At 72.1% G+C, this 20,190-nt stretch carries 20 protein-coding genes and 2 riboswitches; of the genes, 8 read left to right on the forward strand and 12 right to left on the reverse strand.

Annotation, left to right across the window (positions count from 1 at the left end):
* Positions 1-161: 161 nt before the first annotated feature.
* From ACGFI1_RS02510 to ACGFI1_RS02525, 4 genes are all read left to right on the forward strand, one after another.
* Positions 162-1,208: a C40 family peptidase gene (locus ACGFI1_RS02510; RefSeq protein WP_392782189.1), complete on the forward strand. Its 1,047-nt coding sequence runs from the start codon at positions 162-164 to the stop codon at positions 1,206-1,208.
* A gap of 504 nt (positions 1,209-1,712) precedes the next feature.
* Positions 1,713-1,913: riboswitch (cyclic di-AMP (ydaO/yuaA leader) on the forward strand.
* A gap of 156 nt (positions 1,914-2,069) precedes the next feature.
* Positions 2,070-2,194, forward strand: a riboswitch (cyclic di-AMP (ydaO/yuaA leader).
* Between the two features lie 16 nt (positions 2,195-2,210).
* Positions 2,211-3,059, forward strand: a complete 849-nt coding sequence (locus tag ACGFI1_RS02515; RefSeq protein WP_392782193.1) for a CHAP domain-containing protein — start codon at positions 2,211-2,213, stop codon at positions 3,057-3,059.
* A gap of 39 nt (positions 3,060-3,098) precedes the next feature.
* A complete protein-coding gene (locus ACGFI1_RS02520; RefSeq protein ID WP_392782196.1) occupies positions 3,099-4,421 on the forward strand; it encodes a hypothetical protein in 1,323 nt (440 codons plus the stop codon).
* 251 nt (positions 4,422-4,672) lie between these two features.
* Entirely contained in the window at positions 4,673-5,995 is a 1,323-nt protein-coding gene (locus tag ACGFI1_RS02525) for a M48 family metallopeptidase (RefSeq protein WP_392782199.1), read from the forward strand.
* A gap of 7 nt (positions 5,996-6,002) precedes the next feature.
* Here the strand turns inward: ACGFI1_RS02525 and ACGFI1_RS02530 are convergent, their stop codons facing one another.
* The 4 genes from ACGFI1_RS02530 to ctaC form a co-directional block, all read right to left on the reverse strand.
* Positions 6,003-7,289, reverse strand: a complete 1,287-nt coding sequence (locus ACGFI1_RS02530; protein ID WP_386868987.1) for a L,D-transpeptidase — start codon at positions 7,287-7,289, stop codon at positions 6,003-6,005.
* 135 nt (positions 7,290-7,424) lie between these two features.
* Positions 7,425-7,835: a cytochrome c oxidase subunit 4 gene (locus ACGFI1_RS02535; RefSeq protein ID WP_138639267.1), complete on the reverse strand. Its 411-nt coding sequence runs from the start codon at positions 7,833-7,835 to the stop codon at positions 7,425-7,427.
* A gap of 3 nt (positions 7,836-7,838) precedes the next feature.
* Entirely contained in the window at positions 7,839-9,506 is a 1,668-nt protein-coding gene (gene ctaD, locus ACGFI1_RS02540) for an aa3-type cytochrome oxidase subunit I (protein ID WP_386868990.1), read from the reverse strand.
* Entirely contained in the window at positions 9,503-10,279 is a 777-nt protein-coding gene (gene ctaC / locus ACGFI1_RS02545; protein ID WP_392782204.1) for an aa3-type cytochrome oxidase subunit II, read from the reverse strand. Before ctaC ends, ctaD begins: the two co-directional genes overlap by 4 nt.
* A gap of 162 nt (positions 10,280-10,441) precedes the next feature.
* Here ctaC and ACGFI1_RS02550 point away from each other — a divergent pair, with 162 nt between their 5' ends.
* Together ACGFI1_RS02550 and ACGFI1_RS02555 are read left to right on the forward strand one after the other, a co-directional pair.
* Positions 10,442-11,611 carry a cysteine desulfurase family protein gene (locus ACGFI1_RS02550; protein WP_301177296.1) on the forward strand — a complete coding sequence of 390 codons (1,170 nt, stop codon included), beginning with the start codon at positions 10,442-10,444 and terminating at the stop codon, positions 11,609-11,611.
* Positions 11,612-11,720: 109 nt separating this feature from the next.
* Positions 11,721-12,032, forward strand: coding sequence for a sulfurtransferase TusA family protein (locus ACGFI1_RS02555; protein WP_138639263.1), 312 nt, complete (start codon positions 11,721-11,723; stop codon positions 12,030-12,032).
* Positions 12,033-12,093: 61 nt separating this feature from the next.
* Here the strand turns inward: ACGFI1_RS02555 and ACGFI1_RS02560 are convergent, their stop codons facing one another.
* The gene (locus ACGFI1_RS02560; RefSeq protein WP_386869078.1) at positions 12,094-13,080 is read right to left on the reverse strand and encodes a carbohydrate kinase family protein; all 987 of its coding nucleotides are present in this window, start codon (positions 13,078-13,080) and stop codon (positions 12,094-12,096) included.
* 245 nt (positions 13,081-13,325) lie between these two features.
* Positions 13,326-13,688, reverse strand: a complete 363-nt coding sequence (locus tag ACGFI1_RS02565; protein WP_089324013.1) for a HesB/IscA family protein — start codon at positions 13,686-13,688, stop codon at positions 13,326-13,328.
* A gap of 235 nt (positions 13,689-13,923) precedes the next feature.
* Between ACGFI1_RS02565 and nadA the strand changes: the two genes are divergently transcribed.
* A complete protein-coding gene (gene nadA, locus ACGFI1_RS02570) occupies positions 13,924-15,078 on the forward strand; it encodes a quinolinate synthase NadA (RefSeq protein WP_392782207.1) in 1,155 nt (384 codons plus the stop codon).
* A gap of 27 nt (positions 15,079-15,105) precedes the next feature.
* Here nadA and pspAB (ACGFI1_RS02575) read toward each other — a convergent pair whose 3' ends face one another.
* From pspAB (ACGFI1_RS02575) to ACGFI1_RS02600, 6 genes are all read right to left on the reverse strand, one after another.
* Positions 15,106-15,729, reverse strand: a complete 624-nt coding sequence (gene pspAB, locus ACGFI1_RS02575) for a PspA-associated protein PspAB (protein WP_386869000.1) — start codon at positions 15,727-15,729, stop codon at positions 15,106-15,108.
* Positions 15,726-16,643, reverse strand: a complete 918-nt coding sequence (locus ACGFI1_RS02580) for a M48 family metalloprotease (RefSeq protein ID WP_392782211.1) — start codon at positions 16,641-16,643, stop codon at positions 15,726-15,728. Before ACGFI1_RS02580 ends, pspAB (ACGFI1_RS02575) begins: the two co-directional genes overlap by 4 nt.
* A 68-nt stretch (positions 16,644-16,711) precedes the next feature.
* A complete protein-coding gene (gene pspAB, locus ACGFI1_RS02585; RefSeq protein WP_138639260.1) occupies positions 16,712-17,281 on the reverse strand; it encodes a PspA-associated protein PspAB in 570 nt (189 codons plus the stop codon).
* A 4-nt stretch (positions 17,282-17,285) separates the two neighbouring features.
* The gene (gene htpX / locus ACGFI1_RS02590; RefSeq protein ID WP_138639259.1) at positions 17,286-18,203 is read right to left on the reverse strand and encodes a zinc metalloprotease HtpX; all 918 of its coding nucleotides are present in this window, start codon (positions 18,201-18,203) and stop codon (positions 17,286-17,288) included.
* A 155-nt stretch (positions 18,204-18,358) separates the two neighbouring features.
* A complete protein-coding gene (gene pspAA / locus ACGFI1_RS02595; RefSeq protein WP_301177290.1) occupies positions 18,359-18,637 on the reverse strand; it encodes a PspA-associated protein PspAA in 279 nt (92 codons plus the stop codon).
* On the reverse strand, positions 18,634-19,443 hold the full coding sequence (locus ACGFI1_RS02600; RefSeq protein WP_138639257.1) for a PspA/IM30 family protein: 810 nt from the start codon (positions 19,441-19,443) through the stop codon (positions 18,634-18,636). The genes pspAA and ACGFI1_RS02600 overlap by 4 nt, the downstream gene beginning before the upstream one ends.
* A gap of 132 nt (positions 19,444-19,575) precedes the next feature.
* On the opposite strand from ACGFI1_RS02600, the gene ACGFI1_RS02605 reads away from it, so the two are divergent.
* The gene (locus ACGFI1_RS02605) at positions 19,576-20,151 is read left to right on the forward strand and encodes a DUF3043 domain-containing protein (protein WP_138639256.1); all 576 of its coding nucleotides are present in this window, start codon (positions 19,576-19,578) and stop codon (positions 20,149-20,151) included.
* The last annotated feature ends 39 nt before the right edge of the window (positions 20,152-20,190 follow it).

The raw sequence follows: 20,190 nt of genomic DNA on the forward strand, positions 1-20,190 counted from the left end.
AGGCCGCGATAAGGGACGGGTCGCAATCCGTGACCTGCCCCTCACGGAAAGTGGACGTAGCCCGTCGATCTCCATCAAAGAGTGACGAATCGGTTGTGACGGTTGTTGCCCCTCGCTAATGTCGTCCGCTGACGTCGTGGACGAGAGGGGCGAATCCGACCGTGGCCAAAGATCTCATCGGGGCACCGGCACGCGAGCGTGACCGGAGGGGCGGCCCCGCGAGCAGAGGCGCCTCCCGCCGCCTGGCGGCCGCCGCCTGCCTGACCGTGACCGCCGCCCTGGTCTCCCCCCCGGTGGTGGCGCACGCCGACCCCAGGCCGACCAAGGCCCAGGCCCAGAAGAAGCTCGACAAGCTGAGCGAGCAGTTCGACCAGGAAGTCGAGAAGTACAACCAGAACCGGGAGAAGCTCAAGGTCGCCAAGAAGAAGTACGACGCGGCGACCAAGGCGAGCAAGGAGGAGCAGGCCACCTTCGAGCAGCAGCGCTCCAAGATCGCCCAGATGGCGGCCGCCGCCTACAAGAACGGCGACTCCACGGACGTGACGGGCTTCGTGGGCAGCAAGGACCCGCAGTCGATCCTCGACCAGGCGGCCGTCTTCTCCCACCTGTCGCACGAGCGCAGCTCCCAGCTCACCCAGTTCCTCGCCACCGCGCAGCGGCTCCGCCGCGAGCAGTCGCAGGCCAAGGCCGCCTACGACGAGGTGAAGCAGAAGCAGGCGGAGCTGAAGAAGAAGAAGGTCGAGCTCGACAAGCAGGTCGAGAAGCAGAAGGCGCTGGTCCGGCGGCTCGGCGGCGGCTCGTCGTCGTCCTCCGGCGGCGGGCCGACCGGCGGCACCTACACCGGCCCGGCGAGCGGCGCCCCGCGCGCGGCGCTCGACTTCGCCTACGCCCAGCTCGGCAAGCCGTACCAGTACGGCGCCGAGGGCCCGGGCTCCTACGACTGCTCGGGCCTGACCATGAAGGCGTGGGCCGCGGCGGGCGTCAGCATCACCCGCACCACCAACTCGCAGTACGCCGCCACCAAGCGGGTGGCCAAGAGCGACCTGCAGCCGGGCGACCTGGTCTTCTTCAGCAGCCTCGGCCACGTCGGCCTGTACGTGGGCGGCGGCAAGATGATCCACGCCCCGCGCACCGGCAAGAACGTCGAGGTCGTCAGCATCACCTCGGGCTACTACCTGAGCAACTACTACGGCGCCGGACGCCCCTGACGCGTCCCGCCGCGCCCCGCCACAGGGGCGCGGAACGGCTCCCCCCGACAACGGACCAGGGTTGACCTGGTCCGTTGTTAATTTTGGGGGGGTTTGCCTTCTCTTGGGGCTTTGGTACGTTGTCCTCACTCACGGCGCCCTCCAGACGCCGTGGTCACGCGACGCCCACCAGGCGCCGCGGCCCCACGCGGCGCATCAGTCCGCCGCGTGACGGCGGCGCGAGCCACGCGCCGCACCCCCTCGGGACGGCACGGCCCACGCGCCGTCCCCGCGGCGCCCTCAGGGTGCCGCAGCGGTCCGCACGCGGACCGCGGCCGGCCCGGCCCACCGTGCGCACGCCCGCAGCGGCATGGCGCTGAGAGCGCGGCCACGGCGGTCCATCCGGGTCAGCCTCCCCGGACGTCCCCCCTTCAACGGGACGGTCGTCCGTGCACAACATCAGGCGCCGCTCGTTCGCACGCGGGAGACAGGTCCCGCGCCGGGCCCCATCTCGCCCCCAGGAGCGCAGCGGCAGCGCCGAATCCGCCGCAGCGCGGAACCGGGGAACCACATCGCCGGAGTCCGGGAGTCCTCCCGGACGGGCATTCCGGCACCCGGGGTGAATCGGTGCGTCTCTCCCGGCCCCGTTCCGGTGGAGCCCGCCGTAGGGCCAGCTTCCTCGCCCGAACCCGTCAGCTAACCCGGTAGGCGTCTGGAAGAGCGAAGGAGAGATTCCGCAGCGTTACCTGGGCGTGGCCGCCCATCATGCGGCCACGCCCGGACCCCCTGCGCTCCGCGGGCCCCGCCCGCCGAGCGCTCCCCATCCGAACCGGCGTGCCCGATGGCGGGCACGTCACCGCCGAGTCCGCGGCCGCGCCGGCGCGCCGTCCGCGGAGCCGGGGACCCATCCAGTCCCATCACATCGGGGTGAATCGGCCTGCCCAAGGGCGGCCGTAGGGCGGCTTCCACGCCCGAACCCGTCAGCTAACCCGGTAGGCGGCATGGAAGTCGAGGAGACCCCCCGTGCCAGGCGCACATCGCAAGAAGATCCCGGGCAAGCACCGCAAGGCGCGCCCCCTGTCCCTCCCCTGGCGGACGACCGGCGGCGTCCTCGTCGGCGCCGCCGTACTCGGCACCGCCGCGGTGACCGCCCAGGCGTCCGTCCTGCCGTTCGGCTCCGCCCCGGCGGCGACCACGGCGGCCGACGCCGCCGTCGCCAAGAAGGCGGACAAGGGCTCGTCCGGAAACTCGTCCAAGGACGCCTCCAAGGGCGGGCGCAGCGGCAAGGCCGCCAAGACGCCGAAGCCGTCCGCGCCGTCCCCCGGCAAGACCGCGAAGGGCGAGCCGGAGCCGGCCGCCGCCGGACCGCAGGCCGCGGCCTCGCGGCCCACCGCCGATCAGGCCATCGCGCTCGCCCGGTCCCAGGTGGGCGTGAAGGAGGACGACGGCGGCGAGACCAAGTTCCAGCAGTGGTACATGAGCACCTCCCGCGCGCAGCAGACCCTCGCGCGCGACGGCGGCTCGCTCGGCGGCTACAGCGACGCGAACTGGTGCGACATGTTCGTCTCCTGGGTCGGCGAGCAGATCGGCTTCACCGACCAGATCGGCAGCGACGCCTGGACGGTCGCCCACGCCCGCTGGTTCCAGGAGCACGGCCGCTGGGGCACCGAGCCCAAGCCGGGCGCGATCGTCTTCTTCGCCTGGGACGGCGGCAAGAAGGTCACCGACATCCGGCACGTCGGCATGGTGATCAAGAAGGTCGGCGACGGCACCGTCCAGACCGTCGAGGGCAACACCGGCAACGCCGTCAAGGTCAAGGTGCGCTCCGCCGCCGACATCGTCGGCTACGGATACCCCGACTACAAGTCGTGACGGCCTCCCCGGCGGCGCGGGCTGCATAGGATCGCGCGCATGGAGGACGCTCGGGACCAGGACGATCCGGAGCGGGACGCCCCCGAGCGGGACGGCCCGCGGCACGGCGGTCCCGTCACGCGGCGCAGGGCCCTGGTCCTCGGCGCGGGCGGGACCGCCGCGCTGCTCGCGGGCGGCGCCGGGCTCCTCGGCGCGCGGGCCGGCGCCGGCGCGGCGCCGCAGGCCCGCGCCGCCCGGGACGGCGCGTCGCGCGCGGCCGGGCCCTTCAGCCTCGACGCCGCCGGGACCGTCCTCGCCAACCGCGCCCGGGCCGTGCGGACCGGCGACCGCTTCGCCTTCCTCGCCACCGTCGGGGACGCGCCCGAGACGTTCCAGGACGCCCAGTCCCGCATGTACGACAACCTCCGCAGGCTGCCCCTCGAAGGCTGGGAGGAACGCGCCGTCGACGTCCAGGCCGCGTCCGAGGACGGCGCCGTCCTGCGCGTCGAGGTGCGCTACCGGCTGCGGGGCTTCGACAAGGGCCACGTCGCCCGCACCCGCTACCTCGCGATGGCCCCCGGCTCCGGCACCTGGACGATCGCCGGGGACGGGACGTCCCGCGGCCTCACCGACGACGCCGAGATCTGGGACGGCGGGCCCCTGACCGTGGTCAAGGGCCGCGGCAGCCTCGTCATCGGCGACACCACCGGCCTCGACGGCATCGCCGCGCGCCTGGACGCCGCCGTGCCGGTCGTGACCGGCGTCGTCGGCCGCGGCTGGGCGCAGCGGGTCGTCGCGCTGGTCCCCGCCGACGCGGGCCTGGCGTCCGCGCTCGCGGGCCCGGGGCAGAGCCTCGGCGAGATCGCCGCGCTCGCCACCGTCGCGCCGGCGGGCGGCACCGGCCGCGGCGAGGACCGCGTCATCGTCTCCCCCGGCACCTTCGGCCGCCTCAACGGCCTCGGGCGCGACGTCGTCCTCACGCACGAGCTGACCCATGTCGCCACCGGCGGCGCCCGCGACCGGCGGACCCCGCTGTGGCTCATCGAGGGCTTCGCCGACTACGTCGGCTACCGGCGCGTCAAGATCAGCGTCCGGTCGGCGGCCGGCGAGCTGCGCCGCGAGGTCGCCGCCGGGCGGCTCCCGGCCGCGCTGCCCGCGGCGGCCGCCTTCGCGGGCGGCTCCCCGCGCCTGTCCCAGGCGTACCAGGAGTCCTGGCTCGCGTGCCGGATGGTCGCCGACCGGTACGGTGAGGCGACGCTCGTGCGGCTCTACCGGGCCGCCGGACGCGTCCCGGAGGCCGCCGCGCTGCGCGACGTGCTCGGCCTCGGCCGGGACCGCTTCACCGCCCTGTGGCGCGAATACGTGAAGAAGGAGCTCGCATGAGTGAGCGGAGCGAGTCGGGGGGCGTGGGGGGTCGTCCCCCCACAAAGAACACGACTGAGCGGAGCGATGCGGGGGGCGTGGGGGGTCGTCCCCCCACAAAGAACACGACTGAGCGGAGCGAGTCGGGGGGTGTGGGGGGTCGTCCCCCCACAAAGAACACGACTGAGCGAAGCGGGTCGGAGGGCGTGGGCGAGGCTGGGGTGGGTGGGGGCCGAGCTGATGGAGACCCGGCCGAGAACGACGGCGCGGGGATGCGGCGGCCTCGGGTCGCCGCCGCCGTTGCCGCCGGGGTGCTGTTCGCGGCCGTGGCGGCCGTGCTGGCGCTGACCACGCCGTGGAACCCGCTGCCGGGGCACGTCCCGGGCGGGCATGTGAAGGCCGACCCGGCGCTCGACTTCTCCCCCGCCGAGATCGCCCGGTCCAGGGCGTTCGACTCGGCCGTGAACCCGCCCGCCTACGCGGGGCTGCTGGTGGGGCTCGCGGTGGTGCTGGCCCTCGGGTTCACCCCGCTCGGCGCCCGCCTCATCGGCCGGGTCACCGCCCGCACCCGCCGCCGCCCCCTCAAGATCGCGCTCGCCGCGGTGGTCCTCATCACCGTGCTGCGCCTGGCAGGGCTGCCGTTCGACATCTGGCACGAGTCGGTGCTGCGCCGGTACGGGCTGTCGACGCAGAGCTGGTCCGCGTGGCTCGTCGACCAGCTGAAGTCCCTCGGCGTCAGCTGGGTCATCTACACGGTCGCGCTGCTGCTCCTGTACGCGGTCGTACGGCGGTTCCCGCGCTACTGGTGGACGGGCGCCGCCGCCGGCGGGTTCGCGCTCGTGGTGTTCGTGTCGTTCATCTACCCGATCGCCGTCGAGCCGGTGTTCAACAAGTTCCACTCGCTGCCGCAGGGGCAGTTGCGCACCGACCTGCTCGCCATGGCGCAGCGGGACGGTGTCCCGGTGAAGGACGTCCTGGTCGCCGACGCCTCACGCCGGACGACGTCGCTGAACGCCTACGTGTCCGGGTTCGGCTCCACGCGGCGGATCGTCCTGTACGACACGCTGCTGAAGTCGCCGCGCCCGCGGATCGAGTCGATCGTCGGGCACGAGCTCGGCCACGCGAAGCGCAATGACGTCCTGTGGGGGACGCTGGTGGGCGCGCTGGGCGTGGCCGGGGCGCTGTGCCTGCTGTACCTCCTGATGACCTCTCCGCGGCTCCTGCGGCGCGCCGGGGTCGATCCCGGCGGCCCGCCCGGGGACGCGTCCCGCGGGCGGGCGGCGGCGGACCCGCGCACCGTCGCGCTGGTGCTCGCGCTCGTGGCGGCCGGGACGCAGGTCTCGGCCCCCGTCCAGAACCTGGTGAGCCGGCACATCGAGGCCCGCGCGGACGCGCACGCCCTCCAGCTCACCCGCGACCCGGCGACCTTCGTGTCGATGCAGCACGAACTGTCGGTGCGCAACATCTCCGATCTGAGCCCCGACGCCGCGGAGCGCGTCCTGTGGATGACGCACCCCGCGGGGCCCGACCGGATCGCGATGGCCCGCGACTGGGCCCGGATGAACCGCGTCCCGGTTCCGCCGCCGCTCCGCTGAGGGCGCGTCAGTTGCCCTCGGCGCCCTGCTTGTGCGGTGCCTTCGGCTGGGCGCCCTGCCCCTGCTGCGCGGACAGGGTCGCCGCATCAGGGCGCGGTGCGGTCGTCACCGGCCGCTTCAGCGCCCCGCCCTTCACCCAGTCGTTCCAGCCGACCTGCCAGAAGCCCCAGCCGTTGTCGGGCTCCAGCTTCCGGCTGGTGCCCGTCACCTCGACGGGGTCGCCGCGGTAGCTGAGGTTGTAGAACCACTTGGCGTTGGACGGGCTGATGTTGATGCAGCCGTGGCTGACGTTCTCGCTCCCCTGGGAGCCGACCGACCACGGCGCGCTGTGCACGTACTCGCCGCTGTTGGAGATGCGCACGGCCTTGTACACGGTCAGGCTGTAGCCGCCGGGGCTTCCAGGGCTGACGCCCATCCACGACGACGTCATGACGGTGGGGTCCTCCTTGGCCATCGTCAGGTGGACGCCGTTGGTGGTGGTGTACATGCGGGACCCGCCGCGGCCCATGCTGGTCGGGATGGTCTTGACCTTCTTGCCGTTGACCTTCACGACCATCTTGTGGTTGTCCTCGCCCGCGGTGGACACGTGCGAGTCGCCGATCTTGAAGTCGACGGCGTAGTTCTTGCCGCCGTAGACGTCGCCGCCGGTGCGGACGCCGGCCAGGTGCGCCCGGAACCGCACGTTCGTGTGGGCCGGCCAGTACTGCCTGGTGCGGAACACGACCTGCTGGTCGCTGAACCAGTGCCAGGCGCCCTCGACGGTCCGGTCCGCCGTGACCTCCAGCGCCCGCTCGACCGCGGCCCGGTCCTTCACCGGCTCCTTGAAGTTCATGATGATCGGGATGCCGACGCCGACGGTCTCCTTGTTGTACGGCGCCTCGACCGTCACGCCGTTGGTCTTCGCGGCCTCGGCCGTGGTGAACTGGCTGGACACCGTGCGGGTCCGGCCGTCCCGGCCGAGCGCCGTCGCGGCGACCGTGTAGGTCTTCCCCGGTTCCAGCGACCAGCGCGACCGCCACTGCGTCCGGTCGGCGCTGAGGTCCCCCTCGACCTCGCCCTTCCCCGTCGTCACCGTGACGTTCTCGATCGTGCCGCTGTGCGACCTGACGTCGATCTGGCTGTCCGGCTTGAGCTTCCCGCCGCCGCTCACCGGTGACACCGCGAGCCGTACCGTGTCGCCGGCCTCCGGCTCGCCGCCCGAGCACGCCGCGGCACCCGCCACGACGCTCGCGCCGACGAGCACGGCGGCGGTTCGCCGGCCCCGCTCCCCCGGTCCTGAGCCACCCACCCGCATGTGGACCCCCCGGTCGTCCTCCTGGGCGATCGGTCCGCCTTGCCCAGCCCGGTGGCTGGAACGGCGCCCAGTATGTGAAAGGGCCGGTACCCGCTAAAAAGCGGACACCGGCCCCTGATGGGAGTCTTTTACCGACTAGTGGGCGAAATGACCCCGATAGTACTCGAACACCAGACCGATGGTCGTGAGGATCGCGCTGGCCACGCCGAGGATCACCAGCCACCAGCCGAACACGATGCCGAGCGCCACCGCGGTGGCCGACAGCGCCACCCACAGCGGCCACCAGCTGTGCGGGCTGAAGAAGCCCAGCTCACCGGCCGCGTCCGCGATCTCGCCCTGCGGGTCGTCCTCGAACAGCGGGCCCGCGTTCGCCCGCTCCAGGCGGCGGATCGTGAAGTGGACGTAGAACCCGATCAGCCCGGCGAGGCCGACCGCGAGGCCGAGCGCCGTCGTGCCCGTCCAGTCCTTGGACCAGAGCCAGTACACGACGTCGGTCGCGAGGAAGAAGACCGCGCAGCCGTAGAACATGAACGCCTGGACGCGCATCCGCTACTCCCCCTTCGCCCCGGCGAGCTCGCCCTTGGCACCCACGTGCGGGTGGTGCAGGTCGAACGCCGGCCGCTCGGAACGGATCTTCGGAATCGAGTTGAAGTTGTGCCGCGGCGGCGGGCAGGACGTCGCCCACTCCAGCGAGTTGGAGTAGCCCCACGGGTCGTCGACCTCGACCTTCTTGCCCTTCTTCCACGTGATGTAGACGTTGTAGAAGAACGGCAGCATCGAGGCGCCGAGGATGAACGAGAAGATCGTCGAGATCTCGTTCAGCCCGTGGAACTCGGCGGCGTAGTCGGCGTACCGGCGCGGCATGCCCGCCGCGCCCAGCCAGTGCTGCACGAGGAACGTGCCGTGGAAGCCGATGAACAGCAGCCAGAAGTGCACGTGGCCGAGCCTGTCGTTGAGCATCTTGCCGGTCCACTTCGGCCACCAGAAGTAGAAGCCCGCGAACATCGCGAACACCACGGTGCCGAAGACGACGTAGTGGAAGTGCGCCACCACGAAGTAGGAGTCCGACAGCTGGAAGTCCATCGGCGGGGAGGCCAGGATGACGCCGGTGAGACCGCCGAACAGGAACGTCACCAGGAAGCCCAGCGACCACAGCATCGGCGATTCGAACGTCAGTTGTCCTCGCCAGATGGTTCCCACCCAGTTGAAGAACTTCACCCCCGTGGGCACGGCGATGAGGAACGACATGAAGGAGAAGAACGGCAGCAGGACCTGGCCGGTCACGAACATGTGGTGCGCCCACACCGTGATGGAGAGGCCGGTGATGCTGATGGTCGCGAAGACCAGGCCGATGTAGCCGAAGACCGGCTTGCGGCTGAACACCGGGAGGATCTCCGTCACGATGCCGAAGAAGGGCAACGCGATGATGTAGACCTCCGGATGCCCGAAGAACCAGAACAGGTGCTGCCACAGCAGTGCGCCGCCGTGCGCGGCGTCGAAGATGTGCGCGCCCAGCTTGCGGTCGGCCTCCAGGGCCAGCAGCGCGGCGGCGAGGACCGGGAACGCCAGCAGGACCAGGATGGAGGTCAGCAGGACGTTCCAGGTGAAGATCGGCATCCGGAACATCGTCATGCCCGGCGCGCGCATGCACAGGATCGTGGTGATGAAGTTGACCGCGCCCATGATGGTGCCGAAGCCGGACATCGCCAGGCCCATCACCCACATGTCGCCGCCGATGCCCGGCGAGCGGACCGCGTCCGACAGCGGGGCGTAGGCGAACCATCCGAAGCTGGCCGCGCCGCCCGGGGTCAGGAAGCCCGCGATGACGATCAGGCTGCCGAACAGGAACAGCCAGTACGCCAGCATGTTCAGCCGCGGGAACGCCACGTCGGGGGCGCCGATCTGCAGCGGCATGATCACGTTGGTGAAGCCCGCGAACAGCGGCGTCGCGAACATCAGCAGCATGATCGTGCCGTGCATGGTGAACAGCTGGTTGTACTGCTCGTTGCTGACGACCTGCAGCCCCGGCTCGTACAGCTCGGCGCGGATGAGCAGCGCGAGCACACCGCCGAACAGGAACATGAAGAACGAGGTGATCAGGTAGAGGTAGCCGATCACCTTGTGGTCGGTGGACGACATCCAGGAGGCGATGAGGCGCCCCTTGCTCGTCCGCGGCGCGGCGATCGGCGCGCTCGGGGCGTGACTCGTCGCGGTCACTTCCCACCTCCCGCGGCCAGTGCTTGCTTCGAATCTGCGATGAACTTGTCGTACTGCTCCGGCGTCACGACGCGCAGCTGGAACAGCATCCTGCTGTGGTCCACGCCGCAGAGTTCGGCGCAGCGGCCCTCATAGGTGCCGAGCTTGTTCGCCGTGAACTCGAACTCGTTGACGTACCCCGGCATGACGTCCTTCTTGTAGATCAGCGCGGGGACCCAGAACGAGTGGATGACGTCGTTGGAGTGCAGCTTCACCCGGACCGTCTTGCCGGCGGGGATCGTCATGACCGGCTTGCCCGGAGCGGGCCCGTTGGGGGCCACCGGCACGCCGGTGACGGTGGCGACGGTCTTGCCGTTCTCCTTGTAGTCGAACTGCCAGCTCCACTGGTACGCCGTCACGTCGACGACCACCGCGGGATTGTCGGTGGTCTTCTCGACGAAGTTCTCGTCGCGTGCGGTGAAGTAGAACAGGACCGCGATGATGACGAACGGGACCGCCGTATAGAGGATCTCGATCGGCATGTTGTAGCGGACCTGCGGCGGCAGGTCGTCGGAGCGCTTGCGGTGGAAGAGCACCGCCCAGATGATCAGGCCCCAGACGACGCCCCCGACCGCGAACGCCGCGATCCAGGAGCCCTGCCACAGGTGCAGCATGCGCTCGCCTTGAACGCTGATCGGCTCGGGCAGGCCCAGCCGGGAACCACTGCAGCCGGTGGCGGCGAGCGCCAGCAGCCCTAGCGCACCGGCGCTTTTCAATGCGCGGCGACTGCGCACAGGCGTACGCCGCTCCCTAGAGCGGGTCGGACTCACGGAATGCCTTCCCCACGGATGAAGCCCGGTCGGCCGGGCGGTGAGATCACTGTTTACACGTGTGGTGGACACCCTAGCGCGAGGGTCGGCGGAACCCCCGATCGGGTGCCCGGTTAGTGTTTGAGCGTGGCCGATACGAGCACGGCGGGCGCTCCGTCCGGGGTCGCCTACTTCGACGCCGCGTCCACCGAGGCGCCGCACCCGGCCGCCCGGGCCGCGCTGCTGGAGGCGCTGGACGCGGGCTGGGCCGACCCCGCGCGGCTGTACGGGCCGGCGCGCGCCACCCGGCTGCTGCTCGACCGCGCCCGCGCGCGTGTCGCGGACGTGCTCGGCGCGCGCCCGGACGAGGTGTCGTTCACGTCCTCGGGCACCCAGGCGGTGCACCTGGCGGTCCTCGGGGGGCTCCAGGCGCGCCGGCGGGTCGGGCGCCACCTCGTGGTGAGCGCCGTGGAGCACTCCAGCGTGCTGCACGCCGCCGAGGCGCACGAGCGCGGCGGCGGCGAGGTGACCGTCGTCGGCGTCGACCGCGGCGGGCGGGTCGACCCGGCCGAGTTCGCCGCGGCGCTGCGGCCCGACACGGCGCTCGCGTGCCTGCAGTCGGCCAACCACGAGGTCGGCACCGTGCAGCCGGTCGCCGAGGCGGCGCAGGCGTGCCGCGCCGCCCGGGTCCCGCTGTTCGTGGACGCCGCGCAGTCCCTCGGCCGGGCGGACGTCCCGGCCGGCTGGTCGTTCCTCGCGGGCAGCGCGCACAAGTGGGGCGGTCCCGCGGGCGTCGGCGTGCTCGCCGTCCGCAAGGGCACCCGGTGGCGCTCCCCGCTGCCGGACGACGAGCGCGAGGGCCGCCGCGTCCCCGGGTTCGAGAACGTTCCCGCCATCGCGGCGGCGGCGGCCGCGCTGGAGGCGTACCGTGCGGACATGGCGGCGGACGCGCCGCGGGTCTCGGCGCTGGTGGACCGCATCCGCGCGGAGGTGGCGCGGAGCGTCCCCGACGTGGAGGTGGTCGGCGACCCGGTCCGGCGGCTGCCGCACCTGGTGACCTTCTCGTGCCTGTACGTCGAGGGCGAGGCGCTGCTGACCGAACTGGACCGGCTGGGTTTCGCGGTTTCCTCCGGGAGCTCGTGCACGGCGGATACGCTGCGTCCCAGTCATGTGCTGGAGGCGATGGGGGTGCTCACCCATGGGAACGTCCGGGTATCGCTGCCGCGCGGCGTCGCCGCGGCGGACGTCGACCGCTTCCTCGGCGTGCTGCCCGCCGCCGTCGCCCGGCTCCGCGAGACGCTGAGGGCCGCGACATGACGAGCCGTGAGATGACGAGCCGCGACATGACGAGCCGCGACATGACGAGCCGCGACGGGACGGGCCGCCGTACGGTCGGCACCTTCGAGACGGGGAGGCGGTCGCGCCCATGAGGTTCCGAGGACGCGGCAGGAACGGGACGCCGCCGGCGGACGCCGCGCCGGCGCCCGAGCCGGCCCCCGCCGGCCCGCCGCCCGTGCTCGTCATCGACGCGCTCGGCCGCAAGTGCCCCATCCCGATCATCATGCTCGCCGAGCGGATCCGCGAGGTCCCGGTCGGGCAGGTCGTGGCCGTCCTCGCCGACGACGCCGCCGCCCGCACCGATGTCCCCGCCTGGTGCCGGATGAAGTCGCAGGACTTCGTCCGCGAGGAGACCCTCCAGCAGGGCGGCTGGGGCTTCCACATCCGCCGCACGTACTGACGCGCCCGCCGACGCGCCGGAGGGCCGCGCCGGGCGGCGCGGCCCTCCGGTGTGCGGTGCGCTACGGGTTCGGGCAGGTGAGGTGGGCCGCGACGTCGGCGGCGGCTTCGGCGCCGTAGGCGGCGCTGAAGCGGTCGAGGAACGCCTGCGTGGCGAGGGCGTACTCCTGCGGGCCGGCGGCCTCCAGGGCGTGCGCGGCGATGGCGCAGCCGACCTGCGCGGCGCGCTCCAGCGGCAGGTTCCAGGCCGTCGCCGACAGGAAGCCGGCGCGGAACGCGTCGCCCACCCCGGTCGGGTCGGCGACCTTCTCGACCGGGACGCAGGGGACGTGCACGCCCTCCTCGCCCTCGCGGTCGATGACGACGCCCTTGGCGCCGAGGGTGGTGATGCGGACGCCGACGCGGGACAGGATCTCCGCGCCGCTCCAGCCGGTCTTCTCCTCGGCGAGCGCCTTCTCGTACTCGTTGCTGAACAGGTAGGCGGCGCCGTCGATGAGGCGGCGCACCTCGGGGCCGTCCATGCGGGCGAGCTGCTGGGACGGGTCGGCGGCGAACGGGATGCCGCGGGTGCGGCACTCGTCGGTGTGCCGGACCATCGCGTCCGGGTCGTTCGGGCTGATGACGACGAGGTCGAGCCCGCCGACGCGGTCGGCGACCGGCTTCAGCTCGATGGAGCGGGCCTCGCTCATCGCGCCCGCGTAGAACGTGGCGATCTGGTTCTGGTCCTGGTCGGTGGTGCACAGGAACCGGGCGGTGTGGTGGACGTCCGAGACGTGCACGGACGCGGTGTCCACGGCGTGGCGCTCCAGCCAGGACCGGTAGTCGGCGAAGTCGTCGCCGACGGAACCGACGAGGATCGACTCCTTGCCGAGGCTGCCCATCCCGAAGCAGATGTTGGCGGCGATGCCGCCCCGGCGGATCTCCAGCTCGTCCACCAGGAAGGACAGCGACACCCGGTCCAGCTGGTCGGGCAGGAGCTGGTCGGTGAACCTGCCTGGGAAGGTCATCAGATGGTCGGTCGCAATGGAGCCAGTCACGGCGATGCGCACGGCGTCGCTCTCCTCGTCGTGGTCGTCCGGCTGTTTCACCGGCTGTTTCGAACCCCGAAAGACTACTTCCCCATCGCACCACAGATCGTCGCCGTGCCCCAGCGGGCGGGGCGAAAACGCCCGCCGCCGGGCATGCGGAGGGGCGGCCCGGGCCGGGGCCCGGACCGCCCCTCCGGGACGTTCCACTCGGACGCGACCGCTCGGGTCGCGCCCGCTCGGCGCGGCGCCGCGGCCGCGCCGGCTCCTCAGTTGAAGGAGTCGCCGCAGGCGCAGGAGCCCGACGCGTTCGGGTTGTCGATCGTGAAGCCCTGCTTCTCGATCGAGTCAACGAAGTCGATGGTGGCGCCGGTGAGGTAGGGGGCGCTCATCCGGTCGACGCGCACGTTGAGGCCGCCGAAGTCCTGCACCAGGTCCCCGTCCATCTCCCGCTCGTCGAAGAAGAGCTGGTAGATCAGGCCGGAGCAGCCGCCCGGCTGCACGGCGACACGCAGCGCAAGGTCGTCGCGGCCCTCCTGCTCGAGCAGGCCCTTGGCCTTCTCGGCGGCGGCGTCGGTCAGGACGACGCCCTGCTGCGTGGTCTCCTGCGTGGTCTCGCCTGAAACCGTCATGTGTTCAGCTCCCGGGTCTCACTGCGCCGCGGGTGCGGCGGGCTGTCGCTTGTCCGAGGACGTGATGCGCCTCTTCCCGTAGGACAACGTACCTCGGTACAGGGCCATTCCGCTTATCGGCCGGGTTTAACTCCCCGCCATGGTGCGTTCTACGTCACACCGCCGCCGGCCCCGGGATGTGCCATCATTAGTCGTCAAAGCGACGATAAGTCCCGTCGCCGAAGGGAGACTCCCGATGACCACCCCGGTACGCGACCTTCCGCTGCTCCTGCTCGGCACCGGCGCCGACCCCGCCAGCGAACGCGGCGTGGACTGCCCCGGCGAGCTGCCGCCGGCGTCCGACCCCGCGCTGGTCGAGCGCGCCCGCGCCGCCAAGGCGTCCCTCGGCGACCGGGTGTTCGTCCTCGGCCACCACTACCAGCGGGACGAGGTCATCCAGTTCGCCGACGTCACCGGCGACTCCTTCAAGCTGGCGCAGCAGGCGGCGGCCCGCCCCGAGGCGCCCTACGTCGTGTTCTGCGGCGTGCACTTCATGGCGGAGTCGGCCGACATCCTGACCGCCGCCCACCAGCGGGTGATCCTCCCCGACCTCGGCGCCGGCTGCTCCATGGCCGACATGGCGACCTTCGACCAGGTCGAGGACTGCTGGGACGTCCTCGAGGACGCCGGCGTCGCCGACGACGTCGTCCCGGTCACGTACATGAACTCCTCCGCCGACATCAAGGCGTTCGTCGGGCGGCACGGCGGCGTGGTCTGCACCTCGTCCAACGCCGAGCGCGCCCTGGACTGGGCCTACGGCAAGGGCAAGAAGGTCCTGTTCCTGCCCGACCAGCACCTCGGCCGCAACACCGCCGTCCTGGAGATGGGCTTCTCGCTGGACGACTGCGTCGTCTACAGCCCGCACCGGCGCGAGGGCGGGCTCACCCACCAGGAGCTGCGCGACGCCAAGATGATCCTCTGGCGCGGCCACTGCTCGGTGCACGGCCGGTTCACCAGGGAGTCGGTGGACGAGGTCAGGGAGCGCGTCCCCGGGGTGAACGTCCTCGTGCACCCCGAGTGCCGCCACGAGGTCGTCACGGCCGCCGACCAGATCGGCTCCACCGAGTACATCATCCGGACGATCGAGGCCGCCGAGCCCGGCTCGTCCTGGGCGATCGGCACCGAGCTGAACCTCGTCCGGCGGCTCGCGAACGCCCACCCGGACAAGAACGTCATGTTCCTCGACAAGACGGTCTGCTACTGCTCGACGATGAACCGCATCGACCTCCCGCACCTGGTGCTGTCGCTGGAGTCGCTGGCGGCGGGCGACGTCCAGAACGTCATCGAGGTGGACGCGGAGACCGCGCACTACGCGCGCGCCGCCCTCGACCAGATGCTCGCCCTGCCCTAGCCGAGCCCGCGGGGCGCGCCCGGCCGGTCACAGGCCGGGGGCGTCCCATACCGGGAACCACCGGGCCCTGTCCGGCTCGATCGGCAGGGTGCCGGTGAGCGCGTCCCTGGTGCGGGTCTCGACGAGGTTGTTGCGGCCGCGGGAGGCGGCGTCGGCGATGCCGTCCGGGCCGTCCGGCGGGCGCGGCGCGAACGGGTAGAACGCGTCCCGCACCGGCGCGTGGACCAGGAAGAGCCGCTGGCGTTCCGCGCCCCTGCGGAATCCCGCGACCGAGCAGAGCAGGTAGCGCCCGTATCCGGCGTCCGCGAGCGTCGACTCGATGAGGTGCAGGTCGGCGACCAGGGCCTCGAAGTCGTCCGGCGGGCGCGTGACCTGGATCCACCCCCAGCCGTGCGGATCGGCGCTGACGCCCGTCCGCCGGGCCGCGTCCCCCGACAGCAGCCGTTCGACCTCGCGCTGCGCGCGCCCGAACGCGCCGAACGGCCCGCCCTCCACGAGGCGGTGGCAGACGCCGCCCTCCCCGGTCGGGACGAAGCCGGTCGCCGCCTCCAGCACCGGCGCGGCGGCCGGGAGGCCGAACAGCCGGCCGGTGCCGGACGCGGGCGCGGGCGCGGGCCTGCCGAGGAGCCCGTCCAGGAGGCCCACGCTCATCCCCCGCTCGCGAGCCGCCAGGAGAGGCCGGTCAGCCGCTCCTTGCGCCGCGCCGTCGGCGGGTGGGTGGCCAGCAGCCCGGACACGCCGCCGCCGCGCGCCGCGACCACGCAGCGCGCCGCGGCCGGACGCAGCGCCCGCAGGTCGTCGCGGGACGCGTCGCGCAGCTCATCGGTGATCTTGTCGAGCGCGGTCGCGAGGTCGGCGGGCCGCCCGGTCAGCAGCGCCCCGGTGGCGTCGGCGCACAGCTCGCGCTGCCGCGCCAGCGCGAGCAGCACCAGCGTGCCCGCCGCGTACAGCACCGCGGCCACCGCGGCGAGCGGCAGCAGGACGACCCCGGCGGGCAGCGCGGCGACGCGTCCCGCGGCGCTCCTGCCGCGGCCGGTCAGCAGGCCCGCCCACCAGTCGAGGAAGAGCCCGGCGACCAGGCTCGGGAACGAGGCGACCGCCGCGACGAGCACGTCCCGGTTCGCGACGTGCGCGGTCTCGTGCGCGAGGACGGCGGCGAGCTCGGCGGGGTCGAGCCGGGCGCGCAGCCCCTCGGTGACGCACACGACCGCCGAGCCGGGGCCCGAGCCCGCGGCGAAGGCGTTGGGCGCGGCCACGGCGGAGACGGCGAGGCGCGGCCTCGGCAGCCCGGACGACATGCACAGCCGGTCGAGGACCGCGTGCAGCTCCGGCTCCTCGGCGGCGGTCACCTGGCGGGCGTCCATCGCGCGCAGGACCAGCCCGTCCGCCGCCCGCGCCGAGCAGACCGCGACGGCCGCGGCGGCGGCCACCGCGGCCGCGCCCCAGACCGGTCCGGCGAGGAACGCGGGCAGCACGGCGGCCGCGTAGACGAGCGCGACGAGGCCCGTCGTGGCGAGCATCCGCCACGTCAGGCTCGGCTCGTCCGCGTCGCGGGAGGGCGTCATGGCCTGACAGTAGACCGGCGCGGGAGAGGATTCAGCGTCGTGCGACGCAGAAGCGGGTGACGGGACGGCTACAGGCCGGGGGCGCCCCAGACGGGGAACCAGCGGCCGAGGTCCTCCTCGAAGGGGAGGTCGGCGCCGATCGCGCCGCGCACCTGGAGTTCGAGCGCGTTGTCGCGCTTGTCCCCGGGCAGCGGCGCGAACGGGTAGAAGGTGCCGCGCTTGTAGAGGTAGACGAGGGCGAGCCGCTGGCCCTCCGGGCCGCGGAAGCCCGCGAGCGAGCACAGCAGGTGCGGGCCGAACCCGCCGGACTCCAGCGTGGAGTTCACCGCGTGCAGGTCGGTGACGAGGTCGGGCAGCTCCTCGGGGGCGTGCGTGTCGAGCAGCCAGGTGTACCCGTAGGCGTCGTTGCTGATCTCCACCTTGGGGCCCTGGTCGGCGTCGAGCAGCTCCTGGACGTCGGCCTGCAGCCGCGCGAACGCGCCGCCCTCGGCCGCGCGAAAGCACACCGAGCCGCGGCCCGTCGGGCGGAAGCCCGTCGCCGCCTCCAGCGTGATCGCGGCCGACGACAGCCCGAAGATCTGGTCGAGGTCGGGCTTGGCCGGCTTGGAGCGGCCGAGGAGGGTGTCCAGGAAACCCACGGGATCAGACTCCCCTGCTGAGCTGGGCGGAGATCTTCGAGAGCTGGGCGAGCCGCTTGTCCAGCGGCGGGTGGGTGGAGAACAGCGTCGCGACGCTGGCGCCGCGGCCGAACGCCGGGGTGAAGAAGAACGCGTTGAACGCCTGCGCGGACCGCAGGTCGTTGGTCGGGATCCGGGCGATCTCGCCGCTGACCTTCGTCAGCGCGCTGGCGAGCGCGGAGGGGCGGCCGGTCAGCAGCGCGGCGGCGCGGTCGGCGGACAGCTCGCGGTACCGCGACAGGGCGCGGGTGAGCAGGAAGCTGACCGCGTAGGCGAGCGCGCTGGCCGCGACGACGGCGAGCAGGATCAGCCCGGTGTTCTGGTCGTTGCTGCGGCGCGAGAAGCCGCCCCACAGGCCCCACTGCAGGCCGAAGCGCGTGATCAGGCCGGCGCAGATGCCGAGGAACGAGGCGATCGTCATGACCGCGACGTCGCGGTGGGCGACGTGCGCCATCTCGTGCGCGAGCACGCCCTCCAGCTCGACGGGTTCGAGCCGGCGCAGCAGGCCGGTGGTGACGCAGACGACCGCCTTCTTCTGGTTGCGGCCGGTGGCGAACGCGTTCGGCACGTCGGTGTCGGAGATCGCGACCTTCGGCTTCGGAGCGTCCGACATCGCGCAGATCCGGTCGATGACGCCGTGCAGTTCCGGCGCCTCCTCCGGCGAGACGACGCGGCCGTGCATGGCGAACAGCGTCATCCGGTCGGAGAAGAAGTACTGGGCGAACAGGAACGCCACTGCGACGCCGAGGGCGACGAACGCCCACTGCGGCACGAAGACGAAGAAAGCCCCCACGAAGACGACGTAGACCAGCCCCAGCAGGAACATCGTCATGAGCATCCGCGATGTCAGCCCCCGGTCGGAGGCGTAGCGCGTCCTGGCCATGCGGCCACCCCCAAGTCTTGCTCTATTCATTTGTACCAACGCACGAGACCCGGGTTTTGTGCCTGTGTGTCCAGAACGGCTGTCCGGACCGGCCGGCACACCCGGGGCCCCGCGGCGTCGTGTCACGGGACGTCCCCTTCCCCCGGTGCGCGGGGTCAGTCCGGGATGAGCCCCTCGTCCCCGAGCATGGAGCGCACCTCGTCGATGTGCGCGTCGGCCGGCGGCAGGATCAGCTCCGACGGCTCCAGGCTGTCGGCCGGCAGCGGCCTGCCCACCTTGCGGACGTTCTCCAGCAGGGCGTGCAGGGCGGCGCGGAACGCCGTCTCGTCGCCCGACTCGATCGCCGACTCCAGCTCGGAGTCGAGGGCGTTGAGCGAGGACAGGTCCTCCTCGGCCACGTCCAGCTGGCCCTCGCCCATGAGGCGGACGATCACTGGGCACCCCCGGGGTTGTTCGGCCACGGGGCCTGCTGGGGGGTGTCCTGCTGCTGCTGTTGCGGCTGCGCGTTCGGGCTGCCCTGGTTCAGCTGCTTGGGCGCGGGGGCCTGGCCCAGTTCGGCCTTGAGCTGCTCCAGCTCCAGGTCGACGCCGGGGCCGGAGCCCATCCGGTCGAGCTCGGCCTGGATGTCGTCCTTCGGACCGGAGAAGTCCTCCAGGGCGCCGGAGGCCAGCAGCTCGTCGATCGCGCCGGCGCGCGCCTTCATCGTGTCGGTCTTCTCCTCGGCGCGCTGGATCGCCAGGCCGACGTCGCCCATCTCCTCGGAGATGCCGGAGAACGCCTCGTTGATCTTCGTCTGCGCCTCGGCGGCGGTGTAGGTCGCCTTGATCGTCTCCTTGCGGGTGCGGAAGGAGTCGACCTTGGCCTGCAGCCGCTGGGAGGCGAGCGTGAGCTTCTCCTCCTCGCCCTGGAGCTGCTGGTACTGGCCGCGCAGGTCGTTCAGCTGGCTCTCCAGCCCGGCCCGGCGGGTCAGCGCCTCGCGGGCGAGGTCCTCGCGGCCCACCTGCAGCGCCTTCTTGCCCTGGTCGGTCAGCTTGCTCTGCTGCTGCTCGAGCTGGTTGATCTGCAGTTCGAGACGCTTGCGCGAGGTGGCGACGTCGGCGACCCCGCGACGAACCTTCTGCAGCATCTCCAGCTGACGCTGGTAGGAGTAATCGAGGGTCTCCCGAGGATCTTCCATGCGGTCCAGGGCTTTGTTCGCCTTGGACTTGAAGATCATCGACATTCGCTTCATCACGCTCATCGCGCGGCGCCGGTCCCTTCGTGCTGTCGCCTCAGTCGTGAACTGGGCTCATTGACCACTGCTGGGGTTCTTATCACCCTACGCGTTAACGCGCGAGGCAGCCACGATGTTCGCAGCCGGTAGTCTGATCCCGTGTTCAAGCGTCGTACCCCGGAGCCCCCGGCGAATCCTCCTCAGGTAGTAAAGCCGGGAGGCAAGGGCCGTCCCACCCCGAAGCGGAAGGACGCCGAGAAGCGCCGCCGCCAGCCGATCACCGCACCGGCCTCCGGTAAGGAGGCCTACAAGCGGCGCCGCGCGCAGCTGGCGGAGGAGCGCGCCAAGGCGCGCCAGGGCATGGCCCAAGGCGACGAGAAGCACCTGCTCAAGCGGGACAAGGGCCCCGTGCGGCGGATGGCCCGCGACTACGTCGACTCCCGGCGCACCGTCGGCTCGTACCTCATGTACGCCATGTTCGCGATGGTGCTGCTGAGCATGCTGCCGATCCCGGCCGCCCGGCTGCTGGTGCTGTTCGCGCCGCCGCTGCTGCTGATCGTCGTGTTCGGCGAGGGCTTCTGGCTGAGCCGCGGCATCAAGCGGCTGGCCGCCGAGCGCTTCCCGGAGGAGGACGCCAAGGGCGTCGGGCTGTACGCCGCCATGCGCGCCATGCAGATCCGCCGGCTGCGCGTCCCGAACCCGCAGGTGCGGATCGGCGAGAAGGAGAAGGTCTGACCGGACGCGGGCCGGGCGCCGCCCGGCCCCCCGTCTGCG

It is taken from the genome of Actinomadura geliboluensis (assembly GCF_043197915.1).
GTDB classification, from domain to species: Bacteria; Actinomycetota; Actinomycetes; order Streptosporangiales; family Streptosporangiaceae; genus Spirillospora; species Spirillospora geliboluensis.